Raw genomic sequence first — 24566 nt, forward strand, 5'->3', positions numbered from 1 at the left:
ATGGGGACAGGCATGGAAGGTCTGATCGGGTTGCTCGTGCTCGCGATCCTGGCGGTGCCGGTGTTGTTGGTCGTGGCGCTGGTCTCGGTGTCCGGGCTCAAGCGCCGCGTCGCCGACCTGGAAGCGGAAGTGGCGCAGCTGCACCGGCGGGCAACGGCACCGCCGGTGCAGGCCGCCGCTGCAGACCCCACCCTCGGCGACTGGATGCAGTCAACCGCATCGCCGCCGAAGTCGCCCTATGCACGGCAGGCACACCCGACAACGCCTGCCGCGGCCGCGCCTGCGCCCCCGGTCGCCGATGCGCCGCCGCCGCCGCCGGCTGATGCCGCGGCAACGGCCCGCTCCCCGGAAGCCACTGCGCCATCCGCTCCGGCCTCGCCAAGCCCTGCGCCGCCTGCGCGCGCTGTCCCGCCGGCTGCGCCGGCGCGACCGGACATCGTCACCGTCGGCCTGCGTGCGGTGAAGCGCTGGTTCAGCGTCGGCAACGTGCCGGTGAAGATCGGCATGCTGGTGCTGCTGGCCGGCGTGGCGGCATTGCTGAAGTACGCCACCGACCAGGGCTGGATGGTGATGCCGCCGGAATTCAAACTCGCCGCCGTCGCGGCGGCGGCGCTGGGGGCGCTGGTGTTCGCCTGGCGCAAGCGAGAGAGCAATCGTGCGTTCGCGCTCAGCCTGCAGGGGGGCGCCATCGGGGTGTTGCTGCTGGTGGTATTCGCCGCGTTCAAGGGCTTCGGCCTGCTGCCTGCGGGGGCGGCGTTCGCGTTGAGCGTGATCCTGGTGGCCGGCGCAGGTGCGCTGGCGGTGCTGCAGGATGCCAGGGCGCTGGCGGTGTTCGCGCTGCTGGCCGGATTCCTGGCGCCGATCTGGTTGTCCACCGGCGGCGGCAACCACGTGGCGTTGTTCTCCTACTACGCGATCGTCAACGCGGCGATCGTCGGGATCGCCTGGTATCGCGCCTGGCGGGTGCTCAACCTGCTCGGCTTCGCCTTCACCTTCGGCATCGGCACGGTCTGGGGCGTGCTGGACTATGCGCCGCACAAGTACGCCAGCACCCAGCCGTTCCTGCTGCTGTTCTTCCTGTTCTACCTGGCGATCCCGCTGCTGTTCGCACGGCGCCGTCCGCCCGGCCGCCGCGACCTGATCGATGGCTGCCTGCTGTTCGGCGTGCCGCTGGTGGCGTTCTCGCTGCAGGCAGGGCTGATGGCGGGCAGGCCGATGGCGCTGGCGTTCTGCGCGCTGGGCCTGGGCGCGCTGTACATAGCACTGGCGTGGGGGCTGCGGCAGCGCCGCGGCGTCGACCTGCTGCTGCAGGCCTACGCGATGCTGGCGGTCGGTTTCGCCACGCTGGCGGTGCCGCTGGCGCTGTCGGCGCAGGCCACCGCCAGCGTGTTCGCGCTGGAAGGCGCCGCACTGGCGTGGCTGGGGCTGCGCCAGCAACGTCGGCTGCCGCAGTTCGCCGGTGCCGGGTTGCAGCTGGCGGCTGCGGCCGCCTTCGCCATCGCCCGCGCCAACGGCGTGGACGCCGGCACGATGGTGTTCAACGGCAACTTCATGAGCGCGTTGCTGATCGCGCTCGCTGGATTTGCCAGTGCCCGAGCCTACCGCGATGCGGGCCACGACACCCCGGCGCTGGCGTACTACGGCTGGGGACTGGCTTGGTGGCTGCTCAACGGCATCCATGAAATCGATGCTTACCTGCTGCCTCGCATCGCGCCCGATGCGCTGCTGGCGTTCGCTGCGCTGACCGGCTGGCTGGCGGCGGAAGTGCATCGCCGCCGCCCGGCGGGTGCGCTGGCCGTCACCACGCTGGGCGCCCTCGTCGCGGCGGCGCCGCTGGCGCTGTGGCAAAGCGAGGCGCATGCGCAGCCGTTCGCAGGCCACGGCCTGTGGGCATGGCTGGCGTTCGCGTTGCTGGGCGTGCGCAGCCTGTTGTGCCTGCGCGACAGCGGTCATCGCGCCGCGGCGGCCGCGCAGTTCACCTGGTGGCTGGTGTGGGCCCTGACAGGCAGCCTGCTGCTGGATTGGCTGGGCGGGCGGATCGCGGGCCTGGCCGATGGTTGGCGGCAGGCGCTGGTGGCCTTGCCGTGGCTGGCGCTGGCGACACTGGCGCTGTATCGCTGGCGCTGGCTGTCGATGCCGCTGGGCGAGCGCTTCGACGGCTGGCGCGAGCGCCTGCTGGCGGTGGTCTTCGCGGTGCTGGGCCTGTGGTGGGTCGCCGCCCTGTTCCGGGCCGGTGGCGCCGCGCCGTTGCCGTGGGTGCCGCTGCTCAACCCGCTGGAGCTGGTGCAGCTGGCCGCGCTGGTGCTGGCGCTGCGCTGGCAGCTGGCGGATGCGCGCCGCCTGCCGCCGCCGTTGGGCATCCTGTTCGCGCTGCTGGGGTTTGCCTGGCTGACCGCGCTGGTGCTGCGCGCCGTGCATCACTGGGGCGGCGAACCGTGGTCGGACGTGCTGCTCTCCACCAGCCTGGCGCAGACCAGCCTGACCGTGGCCTGGAGCGTGCTGGGCATGCTCGGCTGGGTGGCGGGATCGAAGCGCGGCCAGCGCACGCTGTGGCTGGCCGGCGCGGTGCTGATGGGCGTGGTGCTGCTGAAGCTGGTGCTGGTGGACCGCCAGCATCTGGGCAATCTGCTCGGCATCGGCTCGTTCATCGCCTACGGCCTGCTGTGCACGGTGGTGGGGTATTTCGCGCCGGCGCCGCCGAGGCGCGCCGACGATGAGGCGACGGAGGTGTCCGCATGAAGAACATCCGCATGGCGCGCTGGGTGTGGTTGCTGGCCCTGCCGCTGGCCGCACTCGCGGCGACCGCCGACGACTACGCCGGTCGCTGGCCACTGACGCTGGAGCGCGCCGACGGCGGCGCCTACCGGGTGGTGCTGGACCGCGATGTGTACCGCCAGCTGCAATCGCCTGCGCTGCGTGACCTGGTGGTAGTCAACGCCGGCGGCGCGCCGGTGGCGACCGCCGTGTTCCCGCCGGACGCGCCGCTGGCGCAGGCAGGCGGGAACGTCACGCTGCCGTGGTTCCCGCTGCCGGTCGATGCCGGCGCGACCGGGCTCGACATCGCCGCGATCAGCGAGGTCGCCAGCGACGGCAGCCTGCGCCGGGTCGAGCTGCGTGGCGCGAACGCCGATGCGGTTGGCGACAGCGGCTTCGTCATCGACGCCAGCCGCCTGCGTGAACCGGTGGTCGCGCTGCGCTTCGCCTGGTCGGATGCGCAGGCGTTCGATCGCGGCTACCGCGTCAGTGCTTCCGACGACCTGCGGCGGTGGCGGGAGATCGAACCGGATGGCCGGCTGGTGCAGCTGCGCAACGGAGACCGCCGTGTGGTCGAAGACCGCATCGTCCTGCCGGGTGTGCGCGCGAAGTACCTGCGCCTGTTGCCGAACACGCGCCAGCAGGGGCCTCTGGTTTTGACCGGCGTGCGCGCGGAACTGCCGGGGCAGGTCGCCGCCCCGGCACTGCAATGGGAAGAGCTGCAGGGACGCCGGGTCGAGGGTCGCGACGGCGTGCACTTCGAATATGCGCTGGCGGGGCGTTTCCCGATCGAGGCCGCCGACGTTGTGGCGCCCGGCAACAGCACCCGCGGCTGGCTGCTGGAAAGCCGCGATGGCGACGATGCCGCGTGGCAGACGGTGGCCCCGCCGTGGGTGGCCTACCGGGTGGACAGCAGCGAGGGTTCCAGCCGCTCGCCGCCGCAGCCGTTGGATCGGCTGGTGCGCGACCACCAGTGGCGGCTGCAGGCACGCAGCGACGGCGCCCGGGAAGCGCCGGTACTGCGGTTGGGCTACCGCCCGGAAGTCGTGTTGTTCCTTGCCGAAGGCCAGTCCCCCTTCGCGCTGCTGGCCGGGAGCGCGCGTGCCCAGCGCCCGGCCACGCCGCTGCCGCAGTTGATCGACACCCTGCGCGCGGCACGCGGCAAGGACTGGCAACCGGCGGCGGCAGCCCTGGGCCAGCGCGAGGAGCTGGCCGGTGCCGCCGCGTTGCAGCCGGGAACCCCCATCGACTGGCGGCGCTGGTTGTTGTGGGGCCTGCTGCTTGGGGGCGCGCTGCTGGTGGCCGGGTTTGCCGCCAGCCTGCTGCGGAAGCGGCCTCCTGCCGGGTGATGCCACGCGCGCCGGCGCCGGACGCCGGTTTGCCGCGCCCGCGCGGGGGTCGGACAATAGGCGGAACTCTCCACGGGAACACCGCACCATGTCCATCGTCCGCATGACCGACCTCGACCTTGCCGGCAAGCGCGTGCTGATCCGGCAGGACCTCAACGTGCCGATCGACGAGGCCGGCCACATCACCTCCGAGCAGCGCATCCTGGCCTCCCTGCCGACCCTGAAGCTGGCGCTGGAGAAGGGCGCCGCGGTGATGGTGACCTCGCACCTGGGCCGCCCGAAGGAAGGCGCATGGAGCGCCGCCGATTCGCTGGCGCCGGTGGCTGCTCGGCTGTCGCAGCTGCTGGGCGTGGACGTGCCGCTGGTCAAGGACTGGGTGGATGGCGTGGACGTGGCGCCCGGCCGGCTGGTGCTGCTTGAAAACTGCCGCATGAACATCGGCGAGAAGGCCGACGACGAAGCGCTGTCGAAGAAGTACGCCGCGCTCTGCGACGTGTTCGTGATGGATGCGTTCGGTACCGCGCATCGCGCGCAGGCCTCCACCCACGGCGCGATCCGTTTCGCCCCGGTGGCCTGCGGCGGCCCGCTGCTGATGGCCGAGCTCGATGCGCTGGACAAGGCGCTGGCCAGCCCCGCGCGGCCGCTGCTGGCCATCGTCGCCGGCAGCAAGGTCAGCACCAAGCTCGAACTGCTGGGCAGTCTGGTCGGCAAGGTCGACCAGCTGATCGTCGGCGGCGGGATTGCGAATACCTTCATCGCCGCGCTGGGCCACGGCGTCGGCAAGTCGCTGGTGGAGCCGGACCTGCTGGATACCGCCAAGAAGATCATCGCCGACGCGCATGCACGCGGCGCCGACATCCCGCTGCCGGTGGACGTGGTGGTGGCGCCGGCCTTCGCCGCCGACGCGCCGGCCACGGTCAAGCCGGTGGACGCGGTGGGTGCGGACGACATGATCCTAGACATCGGCCCGGCCACCGCGGCCCGCTATGCCGAGGTCATCGGTAACGCCGGCACCGTGGTCTGGAACGGCCCGGTCGGCGTGTTCGAGTTCGACGCGTTCGCGGCCGGCACCGAGGCGGTGGCGCGCGCGATCGCGGCGTCGCAGGCGTTTTCCATCGCCGGTGGCGGCGACACCCTCGCGGCCGTGGACAAGTTCGGCATCGCCGATCAGGTGTCCTATATCTCCACCGGCGGCGGCGCCTTCCTCGAGTTCCTCGAAGGCAAGACCCTGCCGGCGGTGGCGGCGCTGGAGGCGCGCGCCGGCTGATGCTGTTCTTCGACCTCGACGGCACGCTGGTCGACTCCTCCCTTGGCATCACCCGCTGCGTGGCGCATGCGCTGGCCGCGATGGGTCATCCCGGGCTGCCCGATGCGCAGTTGCGCGGATGGATCGGGCCGGCCCTGCGGACCAGCTTCGGCCAGTTGTTCGACGATCCCGCCGACGTGGAGCGCGCGGTGACGCTGTACCGCGAGCGCTACGACGGGCCGGGCATCACCGAGTGCACCGTCTATGCCGGGATCGCCGATGCCGTCGAGGCATTGCACGCCGCCGGTCGCCGGCTGGCCATCGTCACCGCCAAGAACGAGCCGCATGCGCGGCGCGTGCTGGCGGCGCTGCCGTTCGGCCACTGTTTCGAGGATGTGATCGGCGCGACCGCGGATGGACGCCTGGCCCACAAGCCGGAACTGATCGGCGAGGCGCTCCGGCGCTTCGGCGTCGCGCCCGCCGTGTGCGCCATGATCGGCGATCGCCACCTGGACATCGAGGGTGCACGCCACCATGGCATGCGCGGGATCGGCGTGCTGTGGGGCTTCGGCGACGCGGAGGAGCTGGCACAGGCGGACGCGCTCGCGCGCACGCCGGATGCGCTGCGCGCGCTGCTGGCCTGACCGGCCGGCGCGCCCGCCGCTGGCATCGTTTGCAGCATCCAGTGGACCATTGCCGGGCGTCGCGCTGTGGTAGCGTTGAAAGTCATCCATTGACAGCGATGTCATCGACTTCATGACCGCCGCAGCTACGCAGGAACAACGCCGCCACACCCGCATCGTCGCCACCCTCGGCCCCGCCACCGATCCGCCCGGCGTGCTGGAAGCGATCCTGCGTGCCGGCGTGGATGTGGTCCGGCTGAACTTCTCGCATGGCGACCCGTCGGCGCAGGTGGAGCGCTGCGAGGCGGTGCGCGCGATGGCGGCAAGCATCGGCCGCGAGGTCGGCATCCTGGCCGACCTGCCGGGGCCGAAGATCCGCGTGGAGACCTTCGCCGAGGGCAAGGTGGCGCTGAAGGCGGGGCACCGTTTCGACCTGGTGGCCAGCCTCGATGCGCCGCCCGGCGATGCCAGCCAGGTTGGCGTCAGCTACCTGGAGTTGCCCGGCGACGTGGCACCCGGCGACGTGCTGTTGCTGGACGACGGCATCGTGCAACTGCAGGTGGCCGCGGTGGAAGGCGAGCGCATCGTCACCACGGTGCTCAATGACTGCGTGCTGTCCAACCGCAAGGGCCTGAACAAGCAGGGCGGCGGGCTATCGCTGGGCGCCATCACCGAGCGCGACCGCGAGCTGATCGCCATCGCCGCCGGCATGCAGGTCGACTTCATCGCGGTCTCGTTCTGCCGCGACGCCGACGACATGCACGAAGCGCGCAGGGTGGCGCGCGCGCATGGCAGCCGGGCCGCGCTGGTGGCCAAGATCGAGCGCACCGAGGCGATCGAGAACCTGGCCGAGATCGTCGACGCCAGCGACGTGGTGATGGTGGCGCGCGGCGACCTCGGGGTGGAGATCGGCGACGCCGAACTGCCCGGCCTGCAGAAGAAGATCATCCGCGAGGCGGTGGCGCGCGAGAAAGTGGTGATCACCGCCACGCAGATGCTGCAGTCGATGGTCGACAGTCCGATGCCCACCCGCGCCGAGGTGCTGGACGTCGCCAACGCGGTCATCGACGGCACCGACGCGGTGATGCTGTCGCAGGAGTCCGCCGCCGGCAACTGGCCGGTGCGCGCGGTGGAGACGATGGCGCGGATCTGCCTCGGCGCCGAGCGCCAGTTCGCGGTCGATACCGATTTCGAGAAGGCGCGGCGCGGGCTGGAGCGCGCCGATCAGGCCATCGCCATGGCCACCATGTTCCTGTCCGAGCACATCGGCGTGCGCGCGGTGGTGGCGATGACCGAGTCCGGCGGCACCGCACGCTACCTGTCGCGGTTCCGCTCCTCGGTGCCGATCTACGCGTTCTCGCACCACGCCAATGCACGCCGGCGGATGGCGCTGATGCGCGACGTGTTCCCGATGGACTACGACAGCCGCGGCCAGACCCCGCGCGAAGCCGCCCGTGGCAGCATCCGCCTGTTGGTCGAGGCCGGCCTGCTCGGTCCGGGCGACCGGGTGATCTTCACCAGCGGCGAGCACATGGAAACCAAGGGCGCCACCAACACCCTGCGCCTGCTGGAAATCGGCACCGACGGGCGCGCCACCGGGCTTGGGGAATTGTGAATGCGCGATCCGTTTGCAGGGCATCAATCGCATTGCTATAAGGGGACTTCTTAATCACTTCGCGAGCTGGGATATGGATTTGGAGCGCACGATTGTTGGTTCCGTCCTGTTTCTCGCCTGCCTCTCGGCTTCTGCGCAGGCCCCTTCGAAAATTGCAATTGCTAACGAAGGGGGCATCCGCGATCGATGGATGCTGGCGTCGGACGCCAGCCTGCCAGTTCCGGCCTACCCGAAGGCTTACGAATCAAGTGGCGCGGAGGTCTGCGTTGCAATTGGCTATGTGCTTAACGCCGACGGCACTACATCCGATTTTTCCCTCCTGAAATCGTGGAGCGCCCAAGAGCCGAAATTAAACAGGGACGAGTACTGGACGACTTTTGCAGCCGACGCTTCCGCTGCTTTGGCTCGATGGAAATTTGTGCCGCGCCCGAACGTAGCAGAGCCCAAACCCGTCTATACGGTGGCTACCTTCCTGTTCGGCGCGATCAATTCGCCAGAATTGCGTCGCAAATGCGCGATTCCCAGTCTCTCGACGCGCTTGGTAGAGCTGCGTTACGACGCCAAAGCTGGGCGGAGAATGGCGTTCGATGGAGTTTTTGATCGCCTCGACCTTGATCCGGGGATGGTGACGCGGGTGGACCAGCAGCGTCGCAATGACGCGATTGCCGAACGGCAGGCGATCCAGCGCCCGAGGCCCAAGCGCTGAGATTGCGCCGACAGCCGGTTGACTCGGGCGGCCGGCTATAATGCGCGGATTCCTTCCGCCAGCCGAGCCGCACGCCATGAGCATCGAACAACTCGCCGAAACCGCCCGCGCCATGGTGGCCCCGGGCAAGGGCATCATCGCGATCGATGAATCCTCCGCCACCTGCAAGAAGCGCTTCGACGGCGTCGGCATCGAGTGCACCGAGGAAAACCGCCGCGCCTACCGCGAGCTGCTGCTGACCGCGCCGAACGCCAACCAGTACCTGTCCGGCGCGATCCTGTTCGACGAGACCCTTCGCCAGTCCACCAGGGACGGCGTGCCGTTCGCCAAGTACATGATGGACAACGGCATGATCCCGGGCATCAAGGTGGACAAGGGCACCGTGCCGCTGGCCGGCTTCCCCGGCGAGCTGGTGACCGAGGGCCTGGATGGCCTGCGCGACCGCCTCAAGGAGTACTACAAGCTCGGTGCTCGTTTCGCCAAGTGGCGCGCGGTGATCACCATCGGCGACGACATTCCGTCCGGCACCTGCATCGAGGCCAACAGCCACGCGCTGGCGCGCTATGCCGCATTGTGCCAGGAGCAGGGGCTGGTGCCGATGGTCGAGCCGGAAGTGCTGATGGATGGCGACCATGACATCGGCACCTGCTACGAGGTCACCGAAGTGGTGCTGCGTTCGCTGTTCGACGCGCTGTACAACCAGAGCGTGATGCTGGAAGGCACCATCCTGAAGGCCTCGATGGTCGTGCCGGGCAAGGGCTGCGCCGAGCAGGCCAGCGTCGAGGAAGTAGCCGAGTCCACCCTGATGTGCCTGAAGTCGGCGGTGCCGGCGATCCTGCCGGGCATCGTGTTCCTGTCCGGCGGCCAAAGCGACGAGGATGCCACCGCGCACCTCGACGCGATGAACCGGATGGGCCCGAACCCGTGGCCGCTGTCGTTCTCATACGGCCGCGCCATGCAGCAGGCCGCGCTGAAGCTGTGGGCGGCCGACATGGCCGGCAACTACGCCAAGGCCCAGCAGACCGTGTTCGAGCGGGCCAAGGCCAATGGCCTGGCTGCACTGGGGCAGTGGGAAGGCTGATCGCGCCCGGCCGTTGCCCCGGGCAACGGTCGTAGTCCAGCCAAATGGAAACGCCGGCCCCGCGCCGGCGTTTTCCATTCTGTCTTCCCGCCCGCGTTGCGTCGTATGCTGCCGGCATCAACGCGGGGGCAACGATGGCGAACGAGGATCTCGCGAAAGAGGTCATGCAGGCACTGGCGCGCGGCGATCGCGCGGGCGCGGCGGGCCTGCTGCGCGCGGCGGGGATGCCGGCGATGCGGCAGGCGCTGGACCAGTTCAGGGCGCAGGCCGAGAACGAACATCGCGCGCTCAAAGCATTGGGCAGTTCCACCCGCGAGACCGCCGCCAAGATCGAAACCCAGGGCGCCCGGGTGCAGGCACAGACCCAGGCTGCGCTGCAGGCGCTGCGAACGCACAAGCGTCCGCCCACCGTGGAAATGGGGGAGACGCCCGGCAGCCTGCGCTGGGTGATGATCGTGCTGGGACTGCTGGCGCTGGCCGCGTGGCTCGCCTTCGGCGGCGTCTGAGCGCGGTCGGTAACGCACCAGCGCGGGTCCGGTTGACAGCGGCAGGCCAAGCCGATGGCACAGGAGTGTTGTCATCGGCAAAGGCTAGAATCGCGAGCCCCCCGCCCGAGCCGCGCCATGCCTTTGATCCGCCGCCATTTCCTGCCGTTCGTCGCCGCTGCCGCACTGGTGGTTTCCGCCTGTGGCAAACAGGAAAAGCCCGGCGCCGGTGGTCCCGGGGGCGGCCGCGGCAACCAGCCGGTGCCGGTGGAAGTGGCGGTTGTACGCGAACAGGACTGGAACGACGCCCTGCGCGCGCTGGGCACGGTGAAGGCGCACGAGGCCGTCACGGTGACCGCCAAGGTCAGCGAGACCGTCCAGCAGGTGCATTTCGAAAGCGGCCAGGAAGTCGCGCGTGGCGCGGCGCTGGTCACCCTGAGCGGCCAGCAGCAGCAGGCGCTGCTGGCCTCGGCGGAAGCACATGTGCGCGAGGCCGAGCAGCAGTTCCAGCGCCAGCAGCAACTGGTCGGCCAGCAGCTGGTGGCGCGCTCGGCGTTCGACACCGCCCGCACCGCCCGTGATGCCGCCCGCGCGCAGGCCGCGCAGATTCGCGCCAACCTGTCCGATCGGGTGATCCGCGCGCCGTTCGCCGGCGTGCTGGGCATCCGCCAGGTCAGCCCCGGCGCGCTGGTCACGCCGGGCACGGTGATCGCCACGCTCGATGCCATCGACCGGGTGTACGTGGACTTCCCCGTGCCGGAAACGGAGCTGGCCGGGGTTGCGCCCGGGCAGGCGTTGAGCGGTCATGCCGGCGCCTACCCCGGCCGCAGCTTCGACGGCAGCGTCAGCACCGTCTCCGCGCGGCTGGACGCCGGTACCCGCGCCGCCACCGTGCGCGGCGATTTCCCCAACCCCGAGCGCCTGCTCAAGCCGGGCATGCTGATCGACGTGGCGCTGGTGCGCGGCACCCGCCCGGCCATCGTGGTGCCGGAGTTGGCGGTGCAGCAGATCGGCAGCGAAACCTTCGTCTGGCGGGTCAAGGACGACGGCACGGTGGAGAAGGCCGACGTGGTGGTGGGCGGCCGCACTCCCGGCAAGGTGATGCTGAAGGACGGCATCCGTGCCGGCGAGCGGATCGTGGTCGAGGGCACCGGCAAGCTGCAGCCGGGCGCGAAAGTGGCGCCAGGCGGCGCTGCGCCCGCGGCCGACGGCGCGAAGAAGTAAGCCATGAAGCTGTCCGATCTTTCGATCAAGCGGCCGGTGCTGGCCGTGGTGATGAGCCTGCTGCTGATCGTGCTGGGCACGATGTCGTTCCTGCGCCTGACCCTGCGCGAGCTGCCGGCGATCGACCCGCCCATCGTCTCGGTGCAGGTGAACTATCCCGGGGCCTCGGCGGGCGTGGTCGAGACCCGCATCACCAAGCCGCTGGAGGACGCGCTGGCCGGCATCGAGGGCATCAACACCATCGATTCCAACAGCCAGAACGGCAGTTCGCGGATCAGCATCGAGTTCTACGCCAGCCGTGACATCGAGGCCGCCGCCAACGACGTGCGCAACGCGGTCAGCCGCGTCGCCGACCGCATGCCGGAAGAGGCCGATGCGCCGGAGATTAGCAAGGTCGAGGCCGATTCCGACGCCATCCTGTGGCTCAACCTGCGGTCCACCACGATGGACCAGATGCAGATGTCGGACTACGCCCAGCGCTACCTGGTCGACCGCTTCTCCAGCCTGCAGGGCGTGGCCCGCGTGTTCCTCGGCGGCAGCCAGCGCTATGCGATGCGGATCTGGCTGGACGGCAATGCGCTGGCCGCGCGCGGTCTGACCCCCGCCGACGTGGAAAGCGCGCTGCGGGCCGAGAACGTCGAACTGGGCGCGGGCCGGCTGGAATCCAGCCAGCGCGACTTCATCCTGCGCGTGGCGCGCGACTACACCACCCCGGAGGCGTTCGCGCAGATGCCGCTGGGCAAGGGCAGCGACGGCTACGTGGTGAAGCTGGGCGACGTGGCACGGGTGGCGCTGGAATCCACCGAGCGGCGCGCCTACTACCACAGCAACGGCGAGCCGGCGATGGGCATCGGCATCGTCAAGACCTCCACCGCCAACAGCCTGGAAGTGGCGGAGGCGGCCAAGGCGCAGGCCGAGCGCATCCGCCCGACCCTCCCCAAGGGCACCGACATCTACGTGGCCTACGACAGCACCACCTTCATCTCCGCGGCGGTGGAGCGGGTGTACGAGACGCTGGTGGAGGCCGTGGTGCTGGTGCTGATCGTGATCTGGCTGTTCCTCGGCAGCGCACGCGCGGCGCTGATCCCGGCGGTGACGGTGCCGGTGTGCGTGATCGCCTCGTTCATCGCGCTGTACGCGTTCGGCTTCTCGATCAACCTGCTGACCCTGCTGGCGCTGGTGCTGTGCATCGGCTTGGTGGTCGACGATGCGATCGTGGTGGTGGAGAACATCCAGCGCCGCGTCGACCTGGGCGAGCCAGCGTTGGTGGCCGCGCGCCGCGGCACCAAACAGGTGGCGTTCGCGGTGCTGGCCACCACCGCGGTGCTGGTGGCGGTGTTCCTGCCGGTCGGTTTCCTGCAGGGCAATACCGGCCGGTTGTTCCGCGAGCTGTCGGTGGCGCTGGCGGCGGCGGTCGCCATCTCCGCCTTCGTCGCGCTGACCCTCACCCCGATGATGGCCAGCAAGCTGCTGCGCCCGCACACCGGCGCGCACGCGGTGCATGGCAACCGCGCCAGTGAATGGCTCAATGCGCGCTTCCAGCGCCTGGCCGGCGGCTACCGGCGGGTGCTGGACCGGCACATCCATCGGGTCTGGCTGTTCGGCGGGTTGATGGCGGCGGCGGTGGTGGCGCTGGTGCTGCTGTTCAAGCTGCTGCCCAGCGAACTGGCGCCGACCGAGGACCGCGGCTCGTTCCAGCTGATGATGGAAGGCCCGGAAGGCGCGGGCTTCGACTACACCGTGGCGCAGATGAAGAAGGTCGAGGCGATCCTGGCGAAGGAAACCGGTCCCGACCAGCCGATCCTGCGCGCCAACCCGCGCGTGCCGGGCAGCTTCGGCGCCAGCGAGGAAATGCACACCGGGCGCGCGATGATCTTCCTGCAGCCCTGGGATGCGCGCGAGAAGAGCACGGTGGAGCTGGCCGGCGAACTGGAGAAGAAGTTCTCCGGCCTGACCGGGGTGCGCGTGCGCACGATGGCCGGTGGTGGCCTGGTGCGCACCCGTGGCCAGCCGTTCCAGCTGGTGCTGGGCGGGCCGGACTACAAGGAACTCGCGCAGTGGCGCGACATCATGCTGGCGAAGATGGCGGACAACCCCGGCTTTGTCGGCCCGGATTCGGACTACAAGGAAACCCGTCCGCAGATGCGGGTGGTGATCGACCGCGCGCGCGCCGCCGACCTCGGCGTATCTGCCACCGACATCGGCCGCGCGCTGGAGACGATGATGGGAGGCCGCCGCGTCACCACCTTCGTCGACAACGGCGAGGAATACGACGTCAAGCTGCAGGCCAACCGCGACGGCCGCGATTCGGTGGCGGCGCTGGATGCGCTGCAGGTGCGCGGGCGCGGCGGCATGCTGGTGCCGCTGTCCAACCTGGTCACGCTGCGTGAAGTGGCCGAGCCGGGCACGCTCAACCGCTTCAACCGCCTGCGTTCGATCACCCTGAGCGCGCGCCTGGCACCCGGCTATCCCCTCGGTGACGCGGTGACCTGGGCGCAGGACACCGCGCGTGCGTCGCTGCCCGACTACGCGCAGATCAGCTGGAAGGGCGAGTCGCGCGAGCTGCAGCAGTCCGGCGGCGAGGTGCTGGTGACCTTCGCGCTGGCGCTGCTGATCGTGTACCTGGCGTTGGCCGCGCAGTTCGAGAGCTTCCTGCACCCGCTGGTGATCATGCTCACGGTGCCGCTGGGCGTGCTCGGCGCGCTGCTGGGCCTGTGGATCACCGGTGGCACGGTCAACCTGTTCTCGCAGATCGGCATCGTGATGCTGGTCGGCCTGGCGGCGAAGAACGGCATCCTGATCGTGGAGTTCGCCAACCAGCTGCGCGACGAGGGGCGTGCCATCCATGACGCCATCGTCGAGGCCGCCGCGGTGCGCCTGCGTCCGATCCTGATGACGTCCATCGCCACCGTGATGGGTGCGGTGCCGCTGGTGATCTTCGGCGGTCCGGGCTCGGCCAGCCGCGCCACCATCGGCGTGGTGGTGATCTTCGGCGTGGCCTTCTCCACGCTGCTGTCGCTGTTCGTGGTGCCGGCGTTCTACGCGGTGCTGGCGAAATACACGCATTCGCCGGAAGAGCTGGCGCAGCGACTGGAGCAACTGGAAGCGGAAACCCCGCAGGTGGGCGGCCATGCATGATCGCGACGGTGGTTCCCCGTGGAAGCCGCGCGGTCCGCGCCCGCCGCGCGACGGCGCGCCCCGCCGTGGATCGGTGCCGAGTGAAAGTTCGCGCCGCGAACCGGCGCGTAACGAGGCTTCGGAATCCGAGCCGGCCGACAACGCGCATCCCGCGCGCGAACGCCGCGACGCCGAGCTGCGCCTGTACGGCCTGAACGCGGTGCGGGCCATGTTCGCGAGGCGGCCGCAGGCGCTGCGCAAGCTCTACCTGGCCGAAGCGCGCATCCCGCAGCTGCAGCCGCTGCTGAAATGGTGCGTGGCGCACCGCGTGGGCTACCGGGTGGTGGATGATGCCGACCTGCAGAAGCTCGCGGCCAGCGCCCACCACGAAGGCGTGGTGGCCGAAGTGCTGCGCGAGGAACCGCTGCCGCTATCGAGCTGGCTGCGGGATCTCCCGGCTGGTCCGCAGTGCGCGCTGTGGCTGGATGGCGTAGGCAATCCGCACAACCTGGGCGCGATCCTGCGCAGCGCCGCGCACTTCGGCGTGGCGGCGATCCTGCTGCCCAAGCACTCGACGCTGGCGCTGTCCGGCGCCGCCGTGCGGGTCGCGGAGGGCGGCGCGGAAGCGGTGCCGCTGGTGCGGCTGGGCCGCGAGGACAACAGCATCGCGCAGCTGCGCAGCGCCGGTTTCGGGCTGGCCGCCACCGTGGTGCGCGGCGGCAGCGACCTGTTCCAGGCCAGCCTGCCGTCCCGGCTGGTGTACGTGCTGGGTGCGGAAGGCGAGGGCATGTCGCCGGCATTGGCCGCCGCCTGTGACCTGCGCCTGTCGATCCCCGGCAGCGGCGCGGTGGAAAGCCTCAACGTGGCTGCGGCGACCGCGGTGCTGCTGGCGGCGTGGGCGCGCGGCGGCTGAGTCGCCCGGGTTCCTTATAGGAGCGCACGGAACGGGCGCGAAGGCTTTCGCAGGATCATGCAAAGAGCCTGGCGCCCCTGCGGTGCGGTCCTACAGTGTCCCTGCAATTCGTGCTTCCCGCAGTGCGTGCGCTTACCTGTCGCTCGCGCCCTGTTCCTCGATGGCGCTGAAATTGGAGCGGGCGCCGCTGGAATCATTCGCCACGCCGGTGGCGAAATAGGCGACGCCGGTGCCGGCTGCGCGGTCGATCCACAGTCCCGACAACAGGCCGTAGGCATTGCCGCTGTGGCCGATGCGCGGGCGGCCGTCGCCGAACAGGTCGTCGCGGCAGCGCTTGCCATCGCCCTGCGCCAGCTGTTGCGTGGCCAGGCCATACGCGCAGAAGAAGCCGCCGCGGTTGGGTTCGTCCTCCTCGCCGATCACGCCATTGCTGCCGTCATAGCGCCACACCGGCGTGTCCAGCAGCGCCACCGAGGCTGGCCCCAGCAGGCGCACGCCGTCCAGCTCGCCATCATTGAGCAGCATCCGGCCGATCCGGGCCAGTCCGCGTGCGGAGATGCGCAGCCCGCCCTGGGGCGAGAACAGCGTGCCGTTCCGGCCGGGTTGCCACCGCGACAGATCGCAGCTGCCATCGGTCGCCGCGATCACCAGGCAGGCCGGGCGCCGGCCGTGCAGGTCATCCTTCTGCGGCTGGCGCTTGTCGTCGTACAGCACCACTGCGCGGGCCATCGCGGCTTCGCTGCTGCCGGACCAGTTGAAGCCCGCGTCGATCCCCAGCGGGAAAAGCACCAGCCGTCGCATCAGCCGGTCGAAGCGCTCGCCAGTGACGCGTTCCATTGCCTGCGCGACCAGCGGGAAGTTGAGATTGGTGTAGCGGAAGAACGTGCCCGGTGCGTGCTGCGTATCCCAAGCCTGCGGGTTGCCGGTAATGATGCCGATGTCCTGGCCCAGCGGCACGTTCCAGTAGCCGGCGGCGTCGGTCAGGCTGGAGGTGTGCGAAAGCAGCATGCGCAGGGTGATCGGCACGTCCGGGAAGGCCGGGTTGCGCAGCGGGAAACCCAGCGCGGTGGAAACATCCGCATCCAGGTCCAGCTTGCCGGCCTCGACCAGCCGCAGCACGCCGATGGTGGTCACCAGCTTGCTCACCGAGGCGACCCGCGCCGGGTCGTCGGCGGTGAGGGCGCGGCCCGCGGCCACGTCGGCCAGGCCCTCGGCCCGGACTGCGGTTTCACCCGCGCGGTCGAAGGCGACGCGGACCCGCCCCACCGGTTCGCTGGCGCCGGCGCAGGAGGCGGCAAGCAGCAGGGAAAGCGCGGCCAGTCGGCGGATCGGGGGCATGCGGGCTCCGGAAGGTGCCGGCGGGCTGCCGGCGCGCCCTGCAGGTTAGCTGAACCAATCCCATCCGGGCGGGGAGGCATGACTTCCTGCCCATGTGTAATGATGGTTTGGTGTATTACATTACCAGCACACCAGTTCAGGAGGCCGTCATGTTCACCACCACCCGCATCCCCCGCAGTCCCGCTTTCGTCGAGCGCCGCAAGGCTGAACGCAGCGCCAACGATGGCGAGTTCCAGCCGCGCAACCGCGGCGAACGCGAGTTCGGCATCGGCTACGGCCGCAGCAGCGGCTATGTCCGCAACCGCAGCTACGTGGCCAGCCAGCCCACCCTGTTCCGCTGCCGCTGAACCGGCGCGTTCTTCGCGTATCGTCCACTGCCATCGCTACCGCTGGATCCCTGCCGATGAAGCATCCGATCGCCGCTGCCCTGCTGGTCCTCCTTGCCCTGCCGCTGGCCGGCCAGGCAGGGAACTGCAAGCTGGACATCCAACCCGTCACTAGCGGCTTTTTCCTCAATCCCACCCTGGACAAGCTGACGGTGCGGTCGATGCGGTCGGTCAAGCCGGGCGTCGACTGCAAGTTGCAGCAGGGCGACGAAATCGTGCAGATCAACGCCCAGGCGGTGCCGGGACGCAAGGCCCGCGAGGTCCAGGCCTTCTGGAAGGATCTGAAGCAGGATCAGCCGCTGACGTTCAAGGTGCTGCGCCACGGCAAGCCGCTGACGCTGGTACTGGAAGATTGAACAGCGCGCCGTGCCCGCCGCCGCCTCAGGCGGAAGCGGTGGACACGTCGCGCATCCGCTCCGCGGCCACCATCAGCTGCGGGAAGAACGTCTCGAACGTCGCCCGCGCCTCCTCCTCGTCGGCGTGCAATATCTCCAGGCAGGCCAGCAGCCGGTCGCCGTTGCGCGAGAGCCGGGTGGAGATTCCCCGCACCGCGGCATCCACGCTTGCGCGCCGCGCGTAGGATCCCAGCCAGTCGTGCGCGGCCATGCGCGGCGCGATGGCTGCCAGCCGCGCCGGCAAACGGTCCCGGCGCTCCTCCAGGATGCGATAGATGCGCGCCGTGAACGCAGCCAGCGGCGCGGCGTTCCAGCGATCCCAGCCCTGTGCCAGGCAGTGGTCGAAATACACGTCCAGCACGATGCCGGCGTAACGGCGCAGCGGCCCGAAGCGGGCGCGCATGGCGGTGACCGCAGCGTGGTCGTCGGTGTAGCGGTCGATGCGGCGGTGGCGCACGATTTCGCTTCGCACCGGTTCGGGCCAGTCCGCAAGCCCGCTTTGGCCGAACACGAAGTCCCCGAGCAGGGCGCCCAGGATGGCGTCGTCCGAATGCCGCGCCAGCCAGGCGTGGGCGAGATAGTTCATGCGCCGATGGTAATGGCGCGAAGGGTAATGGTCGGGTGGAGCGCCTCAGTGGGTGCCGGTGGCGCGCGGGTGGCAATCTGCGCCGGGCAGCGCATCGTCCAGACGCACGCAGGGGCGGAACCCCACCATCCCGGTCAGCTGGCGGCTGTCGCCGCTGGCGACGCTGAAGCGCTGCAGCGGCGCCAGCTGGCAGGCCGCTTTACCGTCGCAGGCGTCCGGGTACAGGGTGTAATGACAGGCGCCGCTGCTGCTGCGGACGCATTCGAACCGCGCCACGCCGTCCTGCACGCTGGCCTTGCTGTGCAGCGCCATGCGGCCTTCGTCCACCCGGCTGGTCCAGGTGGTGCCGCCCGGCGAGCAGCCGGCCAAGGCCAGCAGGAACTGCAGCAGCGCAACGAGTTTGGTCAAGCCGAGGTTGAACATGGTGGGCCTCACATGTGCTTGAACAGGGCCATGAACGGCTGGCTGACCACCAGCGTCTCCGGGCGGTGCCGCAGCCGCACCGTGCCGCGCCCGCTGTCGTCGCGGACGATCCCGGCGATGGCCTTCAGGTTGACGATGGTCCCGCGGTGGATCTGCTTGAACGTGTTGCCGTCGAGCCGTGGCAGCAGTTCGCGCAGCGAGCTGCGCAGCAGCGCCTCGCCCTCGGCGGTGACCACGGTGGTGTATTTCTGGTCGGCGCGGAAATACAGAACGTCGTCCACCAGCACCAGCCGGGTCTCGCGCCCAGCGCTGGCGGTCAGCCAGGTCAGCGGCTCCACCGCGCCGGCGGCTTTCGGCAATGCGCCCAACTTGTCCAGCAGCGCCGCCAGCGCAGCGGCATCCGGCTGCGCCTCGCGCGCCTGTAGACGTTCCAGGGTGGCGGCCAGGCGCTCGGGCTTGACCGGCTTGAGCAGGTAGTCGACGGCGCCCTGCTCGAAGGCGTCGATGGCGTACTGGTCGTAAGCGGTGACGAACACGATGTGGGTGCGCGGGCTGGCCTCGGTGGCGATGCGTGCCACCTCGAGGCCGGTCAGGCCGGGCATGCGGATATCGAGGAAGGCGACGTCGGGCTGGTGCTCGGCCAGCGCCTCCACCGCGCTGGCGCCGTCCTCGCATTCGGCCAACACCTGCAGGCCGGGCCAGGCGCGCTGGAGTTCGGCCACCAGCGCCTGCCGCAGCAGGGCTTCGTCCTCCGCGACGACGCAGGTCCACGTGCGGACGGGTGCAGTCTCAGTCATGGCGGGCTCCGTTGGACGGCACCGTGATGGTGGCGGCGACGCCGCTGGGGAAGTTGGCGATGACCGACAGGTTGGCCTCGCCGGCGTAGCGCAGGCGCAACCGCTCGCGCACGTTCTTCAGGCCGATGCCGGTGCCGCTGGTCTGGGTGTTGAAGCCCTCGCCGTCGTCGGCCACGGTCACCGCGATCTTGCCGTCGTCGTCGCGGCGGGCGCGGATCCACACGGTGCCGCCGCCGGTGCGCGGCTCCAGGCCGTGCTTGATCGCGTTCTCCACCAGCGTCTGCAGCATCATCGCCGGCAGCGGAGTGGCGCGCAGCGCCTGCGGCACGTCCACCTGCATGCCGAGGCGGTCGCCCATGCGGATCTTCAGGATCTCCAGGTAGGCCAGCGCGCGTTCCAGCTCCATGCCCAGCGTGGACATGTCGTCCTCGGCGTTGGGCAGCGAGCGGCGCAGGTACTGGATCAGGTGGCCCAGCATCGCCTCGGCGCGGGCCGGGTCGCTGCGGGTGAGCAGCTGCGCGCTGGCCAGCGTGTTGTAGAGGAAGTGCGGCTCGACCTGCGCGTGCAGCAGGTGCAGTTTGGCCTCGGTGAGTTCTTTCTCGGTGGCGGTCTGCGCGGCGCTGGCCTGCTCGCTGCGGCGGCGGTCGCCGATGCGGCGGGTGATGGCGCGTGCCACGGCCTCGGCGTTCTCGAAGTTGGTGCCGTCGTCGACCAGGAACCAGTCGCTCCAGGCCGGGCTTTCCGGCTCGCAGATCAGGGTGACCCGGCCGCTGTCGCCGGCCGGTGTGACCGTGGCCTGCAGCTGGTTGTGATCGGGCGCGAACCACAGCAGCGGGTTCCAGCGCCGCAGCGGCGGCTCGCCGTACAGGTGCGGCCGGGCGATCTTGGCGCGCACCTGCAGGCTGTCGCGCGCAGCCTGCACGCCCTCGGCGCCGGGCAGCCCGCGGATCGCGGCTTCGACGACGTCGAAGGCTTCGCCGGCTTCCAGCGGGATCTCGATGACGCGCTTCTGGCGGTTGTCCAGCGTCTCGTCGTCCACCCGCCCGGCGACCAGGCGGACGCGGTGGAGGTGCGAGAACGCGCCGGCGATCACCAGCCCGATGGTGCCGAACGAGAACAGGATCGCGGGGGCCTCGAACTGGCCGATCAGGGGCAGGCTGGAATACAGCGCCACCACCAGCATGATCGCCAGCCCCCAGGCGCAGCCGATGCGGATGATGAAGAACAGGCGCTTGAACATGGATGGTGGCGCGTGCGGGAAGTTGCCGCGAGGATAGCCGCGTGCCGCGGCGATGGAAGAAGGCCTGCGACGAAGCCGCCCTGGCGGCGACGAAGCCGGCGCGGTCCGCCGCGAGCGCCGCGGTCAGTTGCGCGTGCGTACCCGCAGGTAGCGGGCGAAGCGGGGCGTACCCTTCGCGGTCAGGCCGTTGTAGCGATAGGTGACCAAGGTGCCGGGACGCGGCGGCTGCCGGCGCTCGGCGTCGGACAGGCCGCTTCCCAGCGCGAAGCGGCGCCCATGTGCGTCTTCCACCAGCAGCGCGCCGACCTGCCCGGCGTATTTGCCCTGGCCGGGACGATAGCCGATGACCCTCGCCTCGGCATCCGCGGCGGGCTTGTATTTCAGCAGGCTGTCGCTGCGTCCGCCCACGTAGCGGGCGTCCGCGCGTTGCAACATCAACCCTTCGCCGCCGGCGGCCATCACCGTGCGCAGCCTGGCGTCGAGCGCCGCACGGCCGGCCACGCGTGCCTGCGCGATGGCCTGCAGCCGCGGCGCGTTCACCTGCCCCACCAGTGACCGCAGTCGTTGCGCCCGCTGCGCGAACGGGCCGGGGTCGCCGGGCAGGTCGAAAGCCATGAAGCGCACCTGCCGCCAGCCTGACTCGTCCGGTCGCAGTGCGCGTACCAGATCGCTGACCTGCTGGAACCGCCCGCGCGCGATCCACAACTCGCCCTCGATGGCCTGCGCCGGCCAGCCGGCGGTGAACCAGCCGGGTGCGTCGATGCGGTCGCCATTGCGGGTCAGCAGTTGGTGACCGTCCCAGCGGGCACGCACCCCATCGAGTTTCTCGCTGACCAGCCAGGCGCCGACGTCGCCGATATCGTGGAAGCGGGTTGCCAGCATCGGTGCCGGCAGGTCCGGCGCCGCCCACGTGGGTGCCGGCGACAGCAGGGCGGCGGACAGCAGCAGGGCGAGCAGGGCGGTGCGCGGTTCCATGGCGGCACTCGGTGCGGGAGTGTGGCCAGCATCGGCGGCGCAGCATGCCTGCGCCGTCGGCGCGCGTCGCGGATCGTGGTCAGGGATTGCCGCGGCTCAGGCGGCGCCGACGTGCTCGCGCACCGCCTGCATGTCGCGCACGGGGCGGACCTCGATGCTGCCGAAGCGCGCCCACGGGAACTGGCGGGCGATCTCCATGGCCTCGTCCATCGAACCGGCTTCGATCAGGTTGAAGCCGGCCAGGAATTCGCGGGTCTCGGCGAACGGGCCATCGGTGATCCGCGCCAGGCCGTCGCGCACGCGCAGGGTGCGCGCGGTGTCCGGTTCCAGCAGCTGCTGCGAGCCATGCAGATGGCCGGCGTCGCGCAGGGCATCGGCCTTCTCGAAGCAGCCGCGCATCAGCCGGTCGTACTCGTCCTGCGGCAGTTCGGCCAGCAACGCCGGATCGATGTGGATCAGGGTCAGGTACTGCATCGGGCGATCCGCGACGGGAGAGCGGACGATGATGCCGGGCCCGGTGTCGGCGCACAAACTGAATGCGGCGGCGATTTTTTTTTCACGCAGCGTGTCGATTCCATTTCCTGCCATCCGTCGTGTTGCATGCAAGCGGGAAATTCCACCCGTGCGGAGACCGACATGAAGGTGATGGTGATGGTGAAGGCCACGGCCGATTCCGAAGCGGGCGCGATGCCGGACACGGAACTGCTGGAGGCGATGGGCAGGTTCAACGAAGAGCTGGTGAACGCCGGCGTGATGCTGGCTGGCGAAGGCCTGCATCCCAGTTCGCGGGGCGTGCGCGTTGCTTTCGATGGTCCGCAGCGGCGGGTGATCGACGGGCCCTTCGCCGAGACCCGCGAGCTGGTGGCCGGTTTCTGGCTGTGGCAGGTGCGTTCGCTGGACGAGGCGATCGAATGGGCCAAGCGCTGCCCCAACCCGATGCCCGGCCCGTCCGAACTGGAGATCCGCCCGATCTTCGAGGCCGAGGACTTCGGCGCTGAATTCACCCCCGAGCTGCGTGCGCAGGAAGACCGCCTGCGCGAGCGTCTCGGGCACTGATGGCAACCGATCGATCCACAGGAGGGCAGCACATGAAAATCGTCACCAGCCTCAGCTTCCAGGGCCAGTGCCGCGAGGCGTTCGAGTTCTACGCAGACGTGCTGGGTGGCAGGATCACCGCCGCCGTGCCGTATGCCGATGCGCCGCCTGGCATGCCGATCACCGACGAGAAGTACAAAGTCTGGCTGATGCACTGCTGGCTGGAAGTCGGCGACCAGGCGTTGATGGGCGCCGACATGGATACCGCCTGGGCGCCCAACGTGGACAAGCCCAGGAACGGCTTCGACGTCACCCTGCACACCGAAGATGCGAAGGAGGCCCGGCGCTGGTTCGAGCGCCTGTCGGCGGGCGGCCGCACGGTGATGGCGTTCGGCGAGACGTTCTGGTCGCCCGGCTTCGGTTCGCTCATCGACAGGTTCGGCGTGCCCTGGATGATCAATGTCGTCCCCGCCGCCGACTGGAAGCCCGCGCAGGGCTGACCGCACCTCCCGCCACCAACAGGAAAGGACCACCATGCCGCGCAATCTCTATGTCACCCTGCCGGTGAAGGACCTGGACCGCAGCGTCGATTTCTTCGAGGCGCTCGGGTTCTCGTTCAACCCCGACTTCACCAGCGAAAACGGCGCCGCGCTGGTCATCAACGACAACACCAGCGTGATGCTGGTGGCCGAGTCGTTCTTTTCCACCCTGTCCAAGGTGCCGATCACCGACCCGCGCAAGGCCACCGAGGCGCTGTTCTCGCTGTCGCTGGACAGCCGGGAGCAGGTCGACGCGCTGGTGCGCAAGGCGATCGCCGCCGGCGCCACGGAAGGCCACGAGCCGGAGGACCTCGGCTTCATGTACTCATGGGCCTTCGTCGACCTCGACGGCCACCAGTGGGGCGTGTTCCATATGGACATGTCGCAGATGCCGGCCCAGTGAGCGGGTGCTTGCATGGCGGGGGCTGGCGATGGTGTCATCGGCGGGATGAAAGCCGATGACCTCCATCGCCGCCTCGATGCCCTGTGGCGGATGGAATCGCCAAAGCTGCTGGCGCGGCTGGCACGCATCACCGGCAACATCGACACTGCCGAGGAACTGGCGCAGGACGTACTCCTCGCCGCGCTGGAGCGCTGGCCGCGCGAGGGCGTGCCGGACAACCCGGCCGCCTGGCTGATGACCGCGGCCAGGCACCGCGGCATCGACCACGTCCGCCAGCGCCAGCTGCACGCGCGCAAGCAGGATGAATTCGGCATCGAACTGACGCTGCACGGAGCCGACATGCAGGGCGACGACGCCCAGCGCTTCGCGGACGACGATATCGGCGACGACCTGCTGCGGCTGGTCTTCGCCAGCTGCCACCCGGTCCTGCCGATGGATTCGCGGGTGGCGCTGACCCTTCGCCTGCTGGGCGGCCTGTCGACGCCGGAGATCGCGCGCGCCTTCCTGCAGCAGGAAGCGACGGTGGCGCAGCGCATCGTCCGTGCCAAGCGCGCGCTGGCCTCGGCGCAGGTGCCGTTCGAGGTGCCGCGCAGGACGGAGTTGCCGGAACGGCTGGAGGCGGTGCTGGAAGTCCTGTACCTGGTCTTCAACGAGGGCTACGCCGCGACCAGCGGCGAGGACTGGATGCGGCCGGCCCTGTGCGAGGAGGCGCTGCGGCTGGGGCGGGTGCTGGCCGGCCTGCTGCCGCGCGAACCCGAGGTGTTCGGCCTGCTCGCACTGATGGAGCTGCAGGCCTCGCGCATTTCCGCGCGGACGCGGGTCGACGGCTCGCCGGTGCTGCTGGCCGAACAGCATCGTGCGCGCTGGGACCGGCTGCAGATCCAGCGCGGGCTGCAGGCATTGGCGCATGCGCGCCAATTGGGTGGCGACGACGGCCGCTACGTACTGCAGGCGGCGCTGGCGGCCTGCCATGCACGGGCACCGCGCTTCGAGGACACCGACTGGGCCGGGATCGCGGCGCTGTATGCACGGCTGATGCATGTCGCGCCTTCGCCGGTGATCGAGCTCAACCGCGCGGTGGCGGTGGGCAGGGCGCAGGGCGCCGCGGCGGCGCTGCCGATCGTGGATGCACTGGCTGCCGACGCCAAGTTGAGCGGCTACGCACCTTTGCCGGCGGTGCGCGGCGACCTGCTGGAGCAGCTGGGCAGGCGGGACGAGGCACGTGACGAATTCGCCCGCGCAGCGGCGCTGACCGGGAATGCGCGCGAGCGCGAGGCCCTGCTGGCGCGCGCGGCCGCCTGCGCTTCCGCCTGAAACGACGAAGCCGCCCGCAGGC

24 protein-coding genes are annotated in these 24566 nt (G+C 70.0%); 17 read left to right on the top strand and 7 right to left on the bottom strand.

Annotation, left to right across the window (positions count from 1 at the left end):
* Window positions 1-12 precede the first annotated feature (12 nt).
* The 11 genes from ICG51_RS09640 (at window position 13) to ICG51_RS09690 (ending at window position 15113) form a co-directional block, all read left to right on the top strand.
* On the top strand, window positions 13-2739 hold the full coding sequence (locus ICG51_RS09640) for a DUF2339 domain-containing protein (RefSeq protein WP_190280159.1): 2727 nt from the start codon (window positions 13-15) through the stop codon (window positions 2737-2739).
* Window positions 2736-4103, top strand: a complete 1368-nt coding sequence (locus tag ICG51_RS09645; protein ID WP_190280160.1) for a DUF3999 domain-containing protein — start codon at window positions 2736-2738, stop codon at window positions 4101-4103. The genes ICG51_RS09640 and ICG51_RS09645 overlap by 4 nt, the downstream gene beginning before the upstream one ends.
* Window positions 4104-4191: 88 nt before the next feature.
* Window positions 4192-5370 (top strand): phosphoglycerate kinase, encoded by a 1179-nt coding sequence (locus ICG51_RS09650; RefSeq protein WP_190280161.1) that lies wholly within the window; start codon window positions 4192-4194, stop codon window positions 5368-5370.
* A complete protein-coding gene (locus ICG51_RS09655) occupies window positions 5370-5993 on the top strand; it encodes an HAD hydrolase-like protein (protein ID WP_190280162.1) in 624 nt (207 codons plus the stop codon). Before ICG51_RS09650 ends, ICG51_RS09655 begins: the two co-directional genes overlap by 1 nt.
* A 112-nt stretch (window positions 5994-6105) precedes the next feature.
* Entirely contained in the window at window positions 6106-7587 is a 1482-nt protein-coding gene (gene pyk / locus ICG51_RS09660) for a pyruvate kinase (RefSeq protein ID WP_190280163.1), read from the top strand.
* 73 nt (window positions 7588-7660) lie between these two features.
* The gene (locus ICG51_RS09665; RefSeq protein ID WP_190280164.1) at window positions 7661-8293 is read left to right on the top strand and encodes a hypothetical protein; all 633 of its coding nucleotides are present in this window, start codon (window positions 7661-7663) and stop codon (window positions 8291-8293) included.
* A gap of 76 nt (window positions 8294-8369) precedes the next feature.
* Window positions 8370-9374 carry a class I fructose-bisphosphate aldolase gene (locus ICG51_RS09670; RefSeq protein WP_190280165.1) on the top strand — a complete coding sequence of 335 codons (1005 nt, stop codon included), beginning with the start codon at window positions 8370-8372 and terminating at the stop codon, window positions 9372-9374.
* 134 nt (window positions 9375-9508) lie between these two features.
* Entirely contained in the window at window positions 9509-9880 is a 372-nt protein-coding gene (locus ICG51_RS09675; protein WP_190280166.1) for a hypothetical protein, read from the top strand.
* 117 nt (window positions 9881-9997) lie between these two features.
* On the top strand, window positions 9998-11083 hold the full coding sequence (locus ICG51_RS09680; RefSeq protein ID WP_190280167.1) for an efflux RND transporter periplasmic adaptor subunit: 1086 nt from the start codon (window positions 9998-10000) through the stop codon (window positions 11081-11083).
* A gap of 3 nt (window positions 11084-11086) precedes the next feature.
* On the top strand, window positions 11087-14221 hold the full coding sequence (locus ICG51_RS09685; protein WP_190280168.1) for an efflux RND transporter permease subunit: 3135 nt from the start codon (window positions 11087-11089) through the stop codon (window positions 14219-14221).
* Window positions 14214-15113, top strand: a complete 900-nt coding sequence (locus tag ICG51_RS09690) for a TrmH family RNA methyltransferase (RefSeq protein ID WP_190280169.1) — start codon at window positions 14214-14216, stop codon at window positions 15111-15113. Before ICG51_RS09685 ends, ICG51_RS09690 begins: the two co-directional genes overlap by 8 nt.
* Window positions 15114-15245: 132 nt before the next feature.
* Here the strand turns inward: ICG51_RS09690 and ICG51_RS09695 are convergent, their stop codons facing one another.
* Entirely contained in the window at window positions 15246-16451 is a 1206-nt protein-coding gene (locus ICG51_RS09695) for a serine hydrolase domain-containing protein (RefSeq protein WP_190280170.1), read from the bottom strand.
* Window positions 16452-16600: 149 nt separating this feature from the next.
* Between ICG51_RS09695 and ICG51_RS09700 the strand changes: the two genes are divergently transcribed.
* Together ICG51_RS09700 and ICG51_RS09705 are read left to right on the top strand one after the other, a co-directional pair.
* On the top strand, window positions 16601-16798 hold the full coding sequence (locus tag ICG51_RS09700) for a hypothetical protein (protein WP_190280171.1): 198 nt from the start codon (window positions 16601-16603) through the stop codon (window positions 16796-16798).
* 56 nt (window positions 16799-16854) lie between these two features.
* Window positions 16855-17193 (top strand): hypothetical protein, encoded by a 339-nt coding sequence (locus tag ICG51_RS09705; protein WP_190280172.1) that lies wholly within the window; start codon window positions 16855-16857, stop codon window positions 17191-17193.
* A 25-nt stretch (window positions 17194-17218) separates the two neighbouring features.
* Here the strand turns inward: ICG51_RS09705 and ICG51_RS09710 are convergent, their stop codons facing one another.
* The 6 genes from ICG51_RS09710 to ICG51_RS09735 all read right to left on the bottom strand — a co-directional run bounded on the left by ICG51_RS09710 (window position 17219) and on the right by ICG51_RS09735 (window position 21727).
* Window positions 17219-17818, bottom strand: coding sequence for an ACP phosphodiesterase (locus ICG51_RS09710; protein WP_190280173.1), 600 nt, complete (start codon window positions 17816-17818; stop codon window positions 17219-17221).
* Window positions 17819-17863: 45 nt separating this feature from the next.
* Window positions 17864-18241, bottom strand: a complete 378-nt coding sequence (locus tag ICG51_RS09715) for a hypothetical protein (protein WP_190280174.1) — start codon at window positions 18239-18241, stop codon at window positions 17864-17866.
* 8 nt (window positions 18242-18249) lie between these two features.
* Entirely contained in the window at window positions 18250-19038 is a 789-nt protein-coding gene (locus tag ICG51_RS09720) for a LytTR family DNA-binding domain-containing protein (protein WP_190280175.1), read from the bottom strand.
* Complete coding sequence (locus ICG51_RS09725) at window positions 19031-20278, bottom strand: histidine kinase (protein ID WP_190280176.1); 1248 nt, start codon at window positions 20276-20278, stop codon at window positions 19031-19033. Before ICG51_RS09725 ends, ICG51_RS09720 begins: the two co-directional genes overlap by 8 nt.
* A 123-nt stretch (window positions 20279-20401) precedes the next feature.
* Window positions 20402-21253, bottom strand: coding sequence for a DNA ligase (locus ICG51_RS09730; RefSeq protein WP_190280177.1), 852 nt, complete (start codon window positions 21251-21253; stop codon window positions 20402-20404).
* A 96-nt stretch (window positions 21254-21349) separates the two neighbouring features.
* The gene (locus ICG51_RS09735) at window positions 21350-21727 is read right to left on the bottom strand and encodes a YciI family protein (RefSeq protein WP_190280178.1); all 378 of its coding nucleotides are present in this window, start codon (window positions 21725-21727) and stop codon (window positions 21350-21352) included.
* Between the two features lie 162 nt (window positions 21728-21889).
* Here ICG51_RS09735 and ICG51_RS09740 point away from each other — a divergent pair, with 162 nt between their 5' ends.
* Genes ICG51_RS09740 through ICG51_RS09755 form a run of 4 tightly spaced genes read left to right on the top strand, consistent with a single transcriptional unit; the run spans window position 21890 to window position 24544 of the window.
* Window positions 21890-22309: a YciI family protein gene (locus tag ICG51_RS09740; protein WP_190280179.1), complete on the top strand. Its 420-nt coding sequence runs from the start codon at window positions 21890-21892 to the stop codon at window positions 22307-22309.
* 32 nt (window positions 22310-22341) lie between these two features.
* Window positions 22342-22788: a VOC family protein gene (locus ICG51_RS09745; protein WP_190280180.1), complete on the top strand. Its 447-nt coding sequence runs from the start codon at window positions 22342-22344 to the stop codon at window positions 22786-22788.
* Between the two features lie 34 nt (window positions 22789-22822).
* Window positions 22823-23230, top strand: a complete 408-nt coding sequence (locus ICG51_RS09750) for a VOC family protein (protein ID WP_190280181.1) — start codon at window positions 22823-22825, stop codon at window positions 23228-23230.
* Between the two features lie 45 nt (window positions 23231-23275).
* Window positions 23276-24544: an RNA polymerase sigma factor gene (locus ICG51_RS09755; RefSeq protein WP_190280182.1), complete on the top strand. Its 1269-nt coding sequence runs from the start codon at window positions 23276-23278 to the stop codon at window positions 24542-24544.
* Window positions 24545-24566 lie beyond the last annotated feature (22 nt).

The sequence above is a fragment of the Thermomonas sp. XSG genome (genome assembly GCF_014678725.1).
Lineage (GTDB): Bacteria > Pseudomonadota > Gammaproteobacteria > Xanthomonadales > Xanthomonadaceae > Thermomonas.

Coding starts and splice junctions, on each gene's coding strand:
- ICG51_RS09640 (WP_190280159.1), top strand. CDS start 13: ATGGAAGGTCTGATCGGGTTGCTCGTGCTCGCGATCCTGGCGGTGCCG.
- ICG51_RS09645 (WP_190280160.1), top strand. CDS start 2,736: ATGAAGAACATCCGCATGGCGCGCTGGGTGTGGTTGCTGGCCCTGCCG.
- ICG51_RS09650 (WP_190280161.1), top strand. CDS start 4,192: ATGTCCATCGTCCGCATGACCGACCTCGACCTTGCCGGCAAGCGCGTG.
- ICG51_RS09655 (WP_190280162.1), top strand. CDS start 5,370: ATGCTGTTCTTCGACCTCGACGGCACGCTGGTCGACTCCTCCCTTGGC.
- pyk (WP_190280163.1), top strand. CDS start 6,106: ATGACCGCCGCAGCTACGCAGGAACAACGCCGCCACACCCGCATCGTC.
- ICG51_RS09665 (WP_190280164.1), top strand. CDS start 7,661: ATGGATTTGGAGCGCACGATTGTTGGTTCCGTCCTGTTTCTCGCCTGC.
- ICG51_RS09670 (WP_190280165.1), top strand. CDS start 8,370: ATGAGCATCGAACAACTCGCCGAAACCGCCCGCGCCATGGTGGCCCCG.
- ICG51_RS09675 (WP_190280166.1), top strand. CDS start 9,509: ATGGCGAACGAGGATCTCGCGAAAGAGGTCATGCAGGCACTGGCGCGC.
- ICG51_RS09680 (WP_190280167.1), top strand. CDS start 9,998: ATGCCTTTGATCCGCCGCCATTTCCTGCCGTTCGTCGCCGCTGCCGCA.
- ICG51_RS09685 (WP_190280168.1), top strand. CDS start 11,087: ATGAAGCTGTCCGATCTTTCGATCAAGCGGCCGGTGCTGGCCGTGGTG.
- ICG51_RS09690 (WP_190280169.1), top strand. CDS start 14,214: ATGCATGATCGCGACGGTGGTTCCCCGTGGAAGCCGCGCGGTCCGCGC.
- ICG51_RS09695 (WP_190280170.1), bottom strand. CDS start 16,451: ATGCCCCCGATCCGCCGACTGGCCGCGCTTTCCCTGCTGCTTGCCGCC.
- ICG51_RS09700 (WP_190280171.1), top strand. CDS start 16,601: ATGTTCACCACCACCCGCATCCCCCGCAGTCCCGCTTTCGTCGAGCGC.
- ICG51_RS09705 (WP_190280172.1), top strand. CDS start 16,855: ATGAAGCATCCGATCGCCGCTGCCCTGCTGGTCCTCCTTGCCCTGCCG.
- ICG51_RS09710 (WP_190280173.1), bottom strand. CDS start 17,818: ATGAACTATCTCGCCCACGCCTGGCTGGCGCGGCATTCGGACGACGCC.
- ICG51_RS09715 (WP_190280174.1), bottom strand. CDS start 18,241: ATGTTCAACCTCGGCTTGACCAAACTCGTTGCGCTGCTGCAGTTCCTG.
- ICG51_RS09720 (WP_190280175.1), bottom strand. CDS start 19,038: ATGACTGAGACTGCACCCGTCCGCACGTGGACCTGCGTCGTCGCGGAG.
- ICG51_RS09725 (WP_190280176.1), bottom strand. CDS start 20,278: ATGTTCAAGCGCCTGTTCTTCATCATCCGCATCGGCTGCGCCTGGGGG.
- ICG51_RS09730 (WP_190280177.1), bottom strand. CDS start 21,253: ATGGAACCGCGCACCGCCCTGCTCGCCCTGCTGCTGTCCGCCGCCCTG.
- ICG51_RS09735 (WP_190280178.1), bottom strand. CDS start 21,727: ATGCAGTACCTGACCCTGATCCACATCGATCCGGCGTTGCTGGCCGAA.
- ICG51_RS09740 (WP_190280179.1), top strand. CDS start 21,890: ATGAAGGTGATGGTGATGGTGAAGGCCACGGCCGATTCCGAAGCGGGC.
- ICG51_RS09745 (WP_190280180.1), top strand. CDS start 22,342: ATGAAAATCGTCACCAGCCTCAGCTTCCAGGGCCAGTGCCGCGAGGCG.
- ICG51_RS09750 (WP_190280181.1), top strand. CDS start 22,823: ATGCCGCGCAATCTCTATGTCACCCTGCCGGTGAAGGACCTGGACCGC.
- ICG51_RS09755 (WP_190280182.1), top strand. CDS start 23,276: ATGAAAGCCGATGACCTCCATCGCCGCCTCGATGCCCTGTGGCGGATG.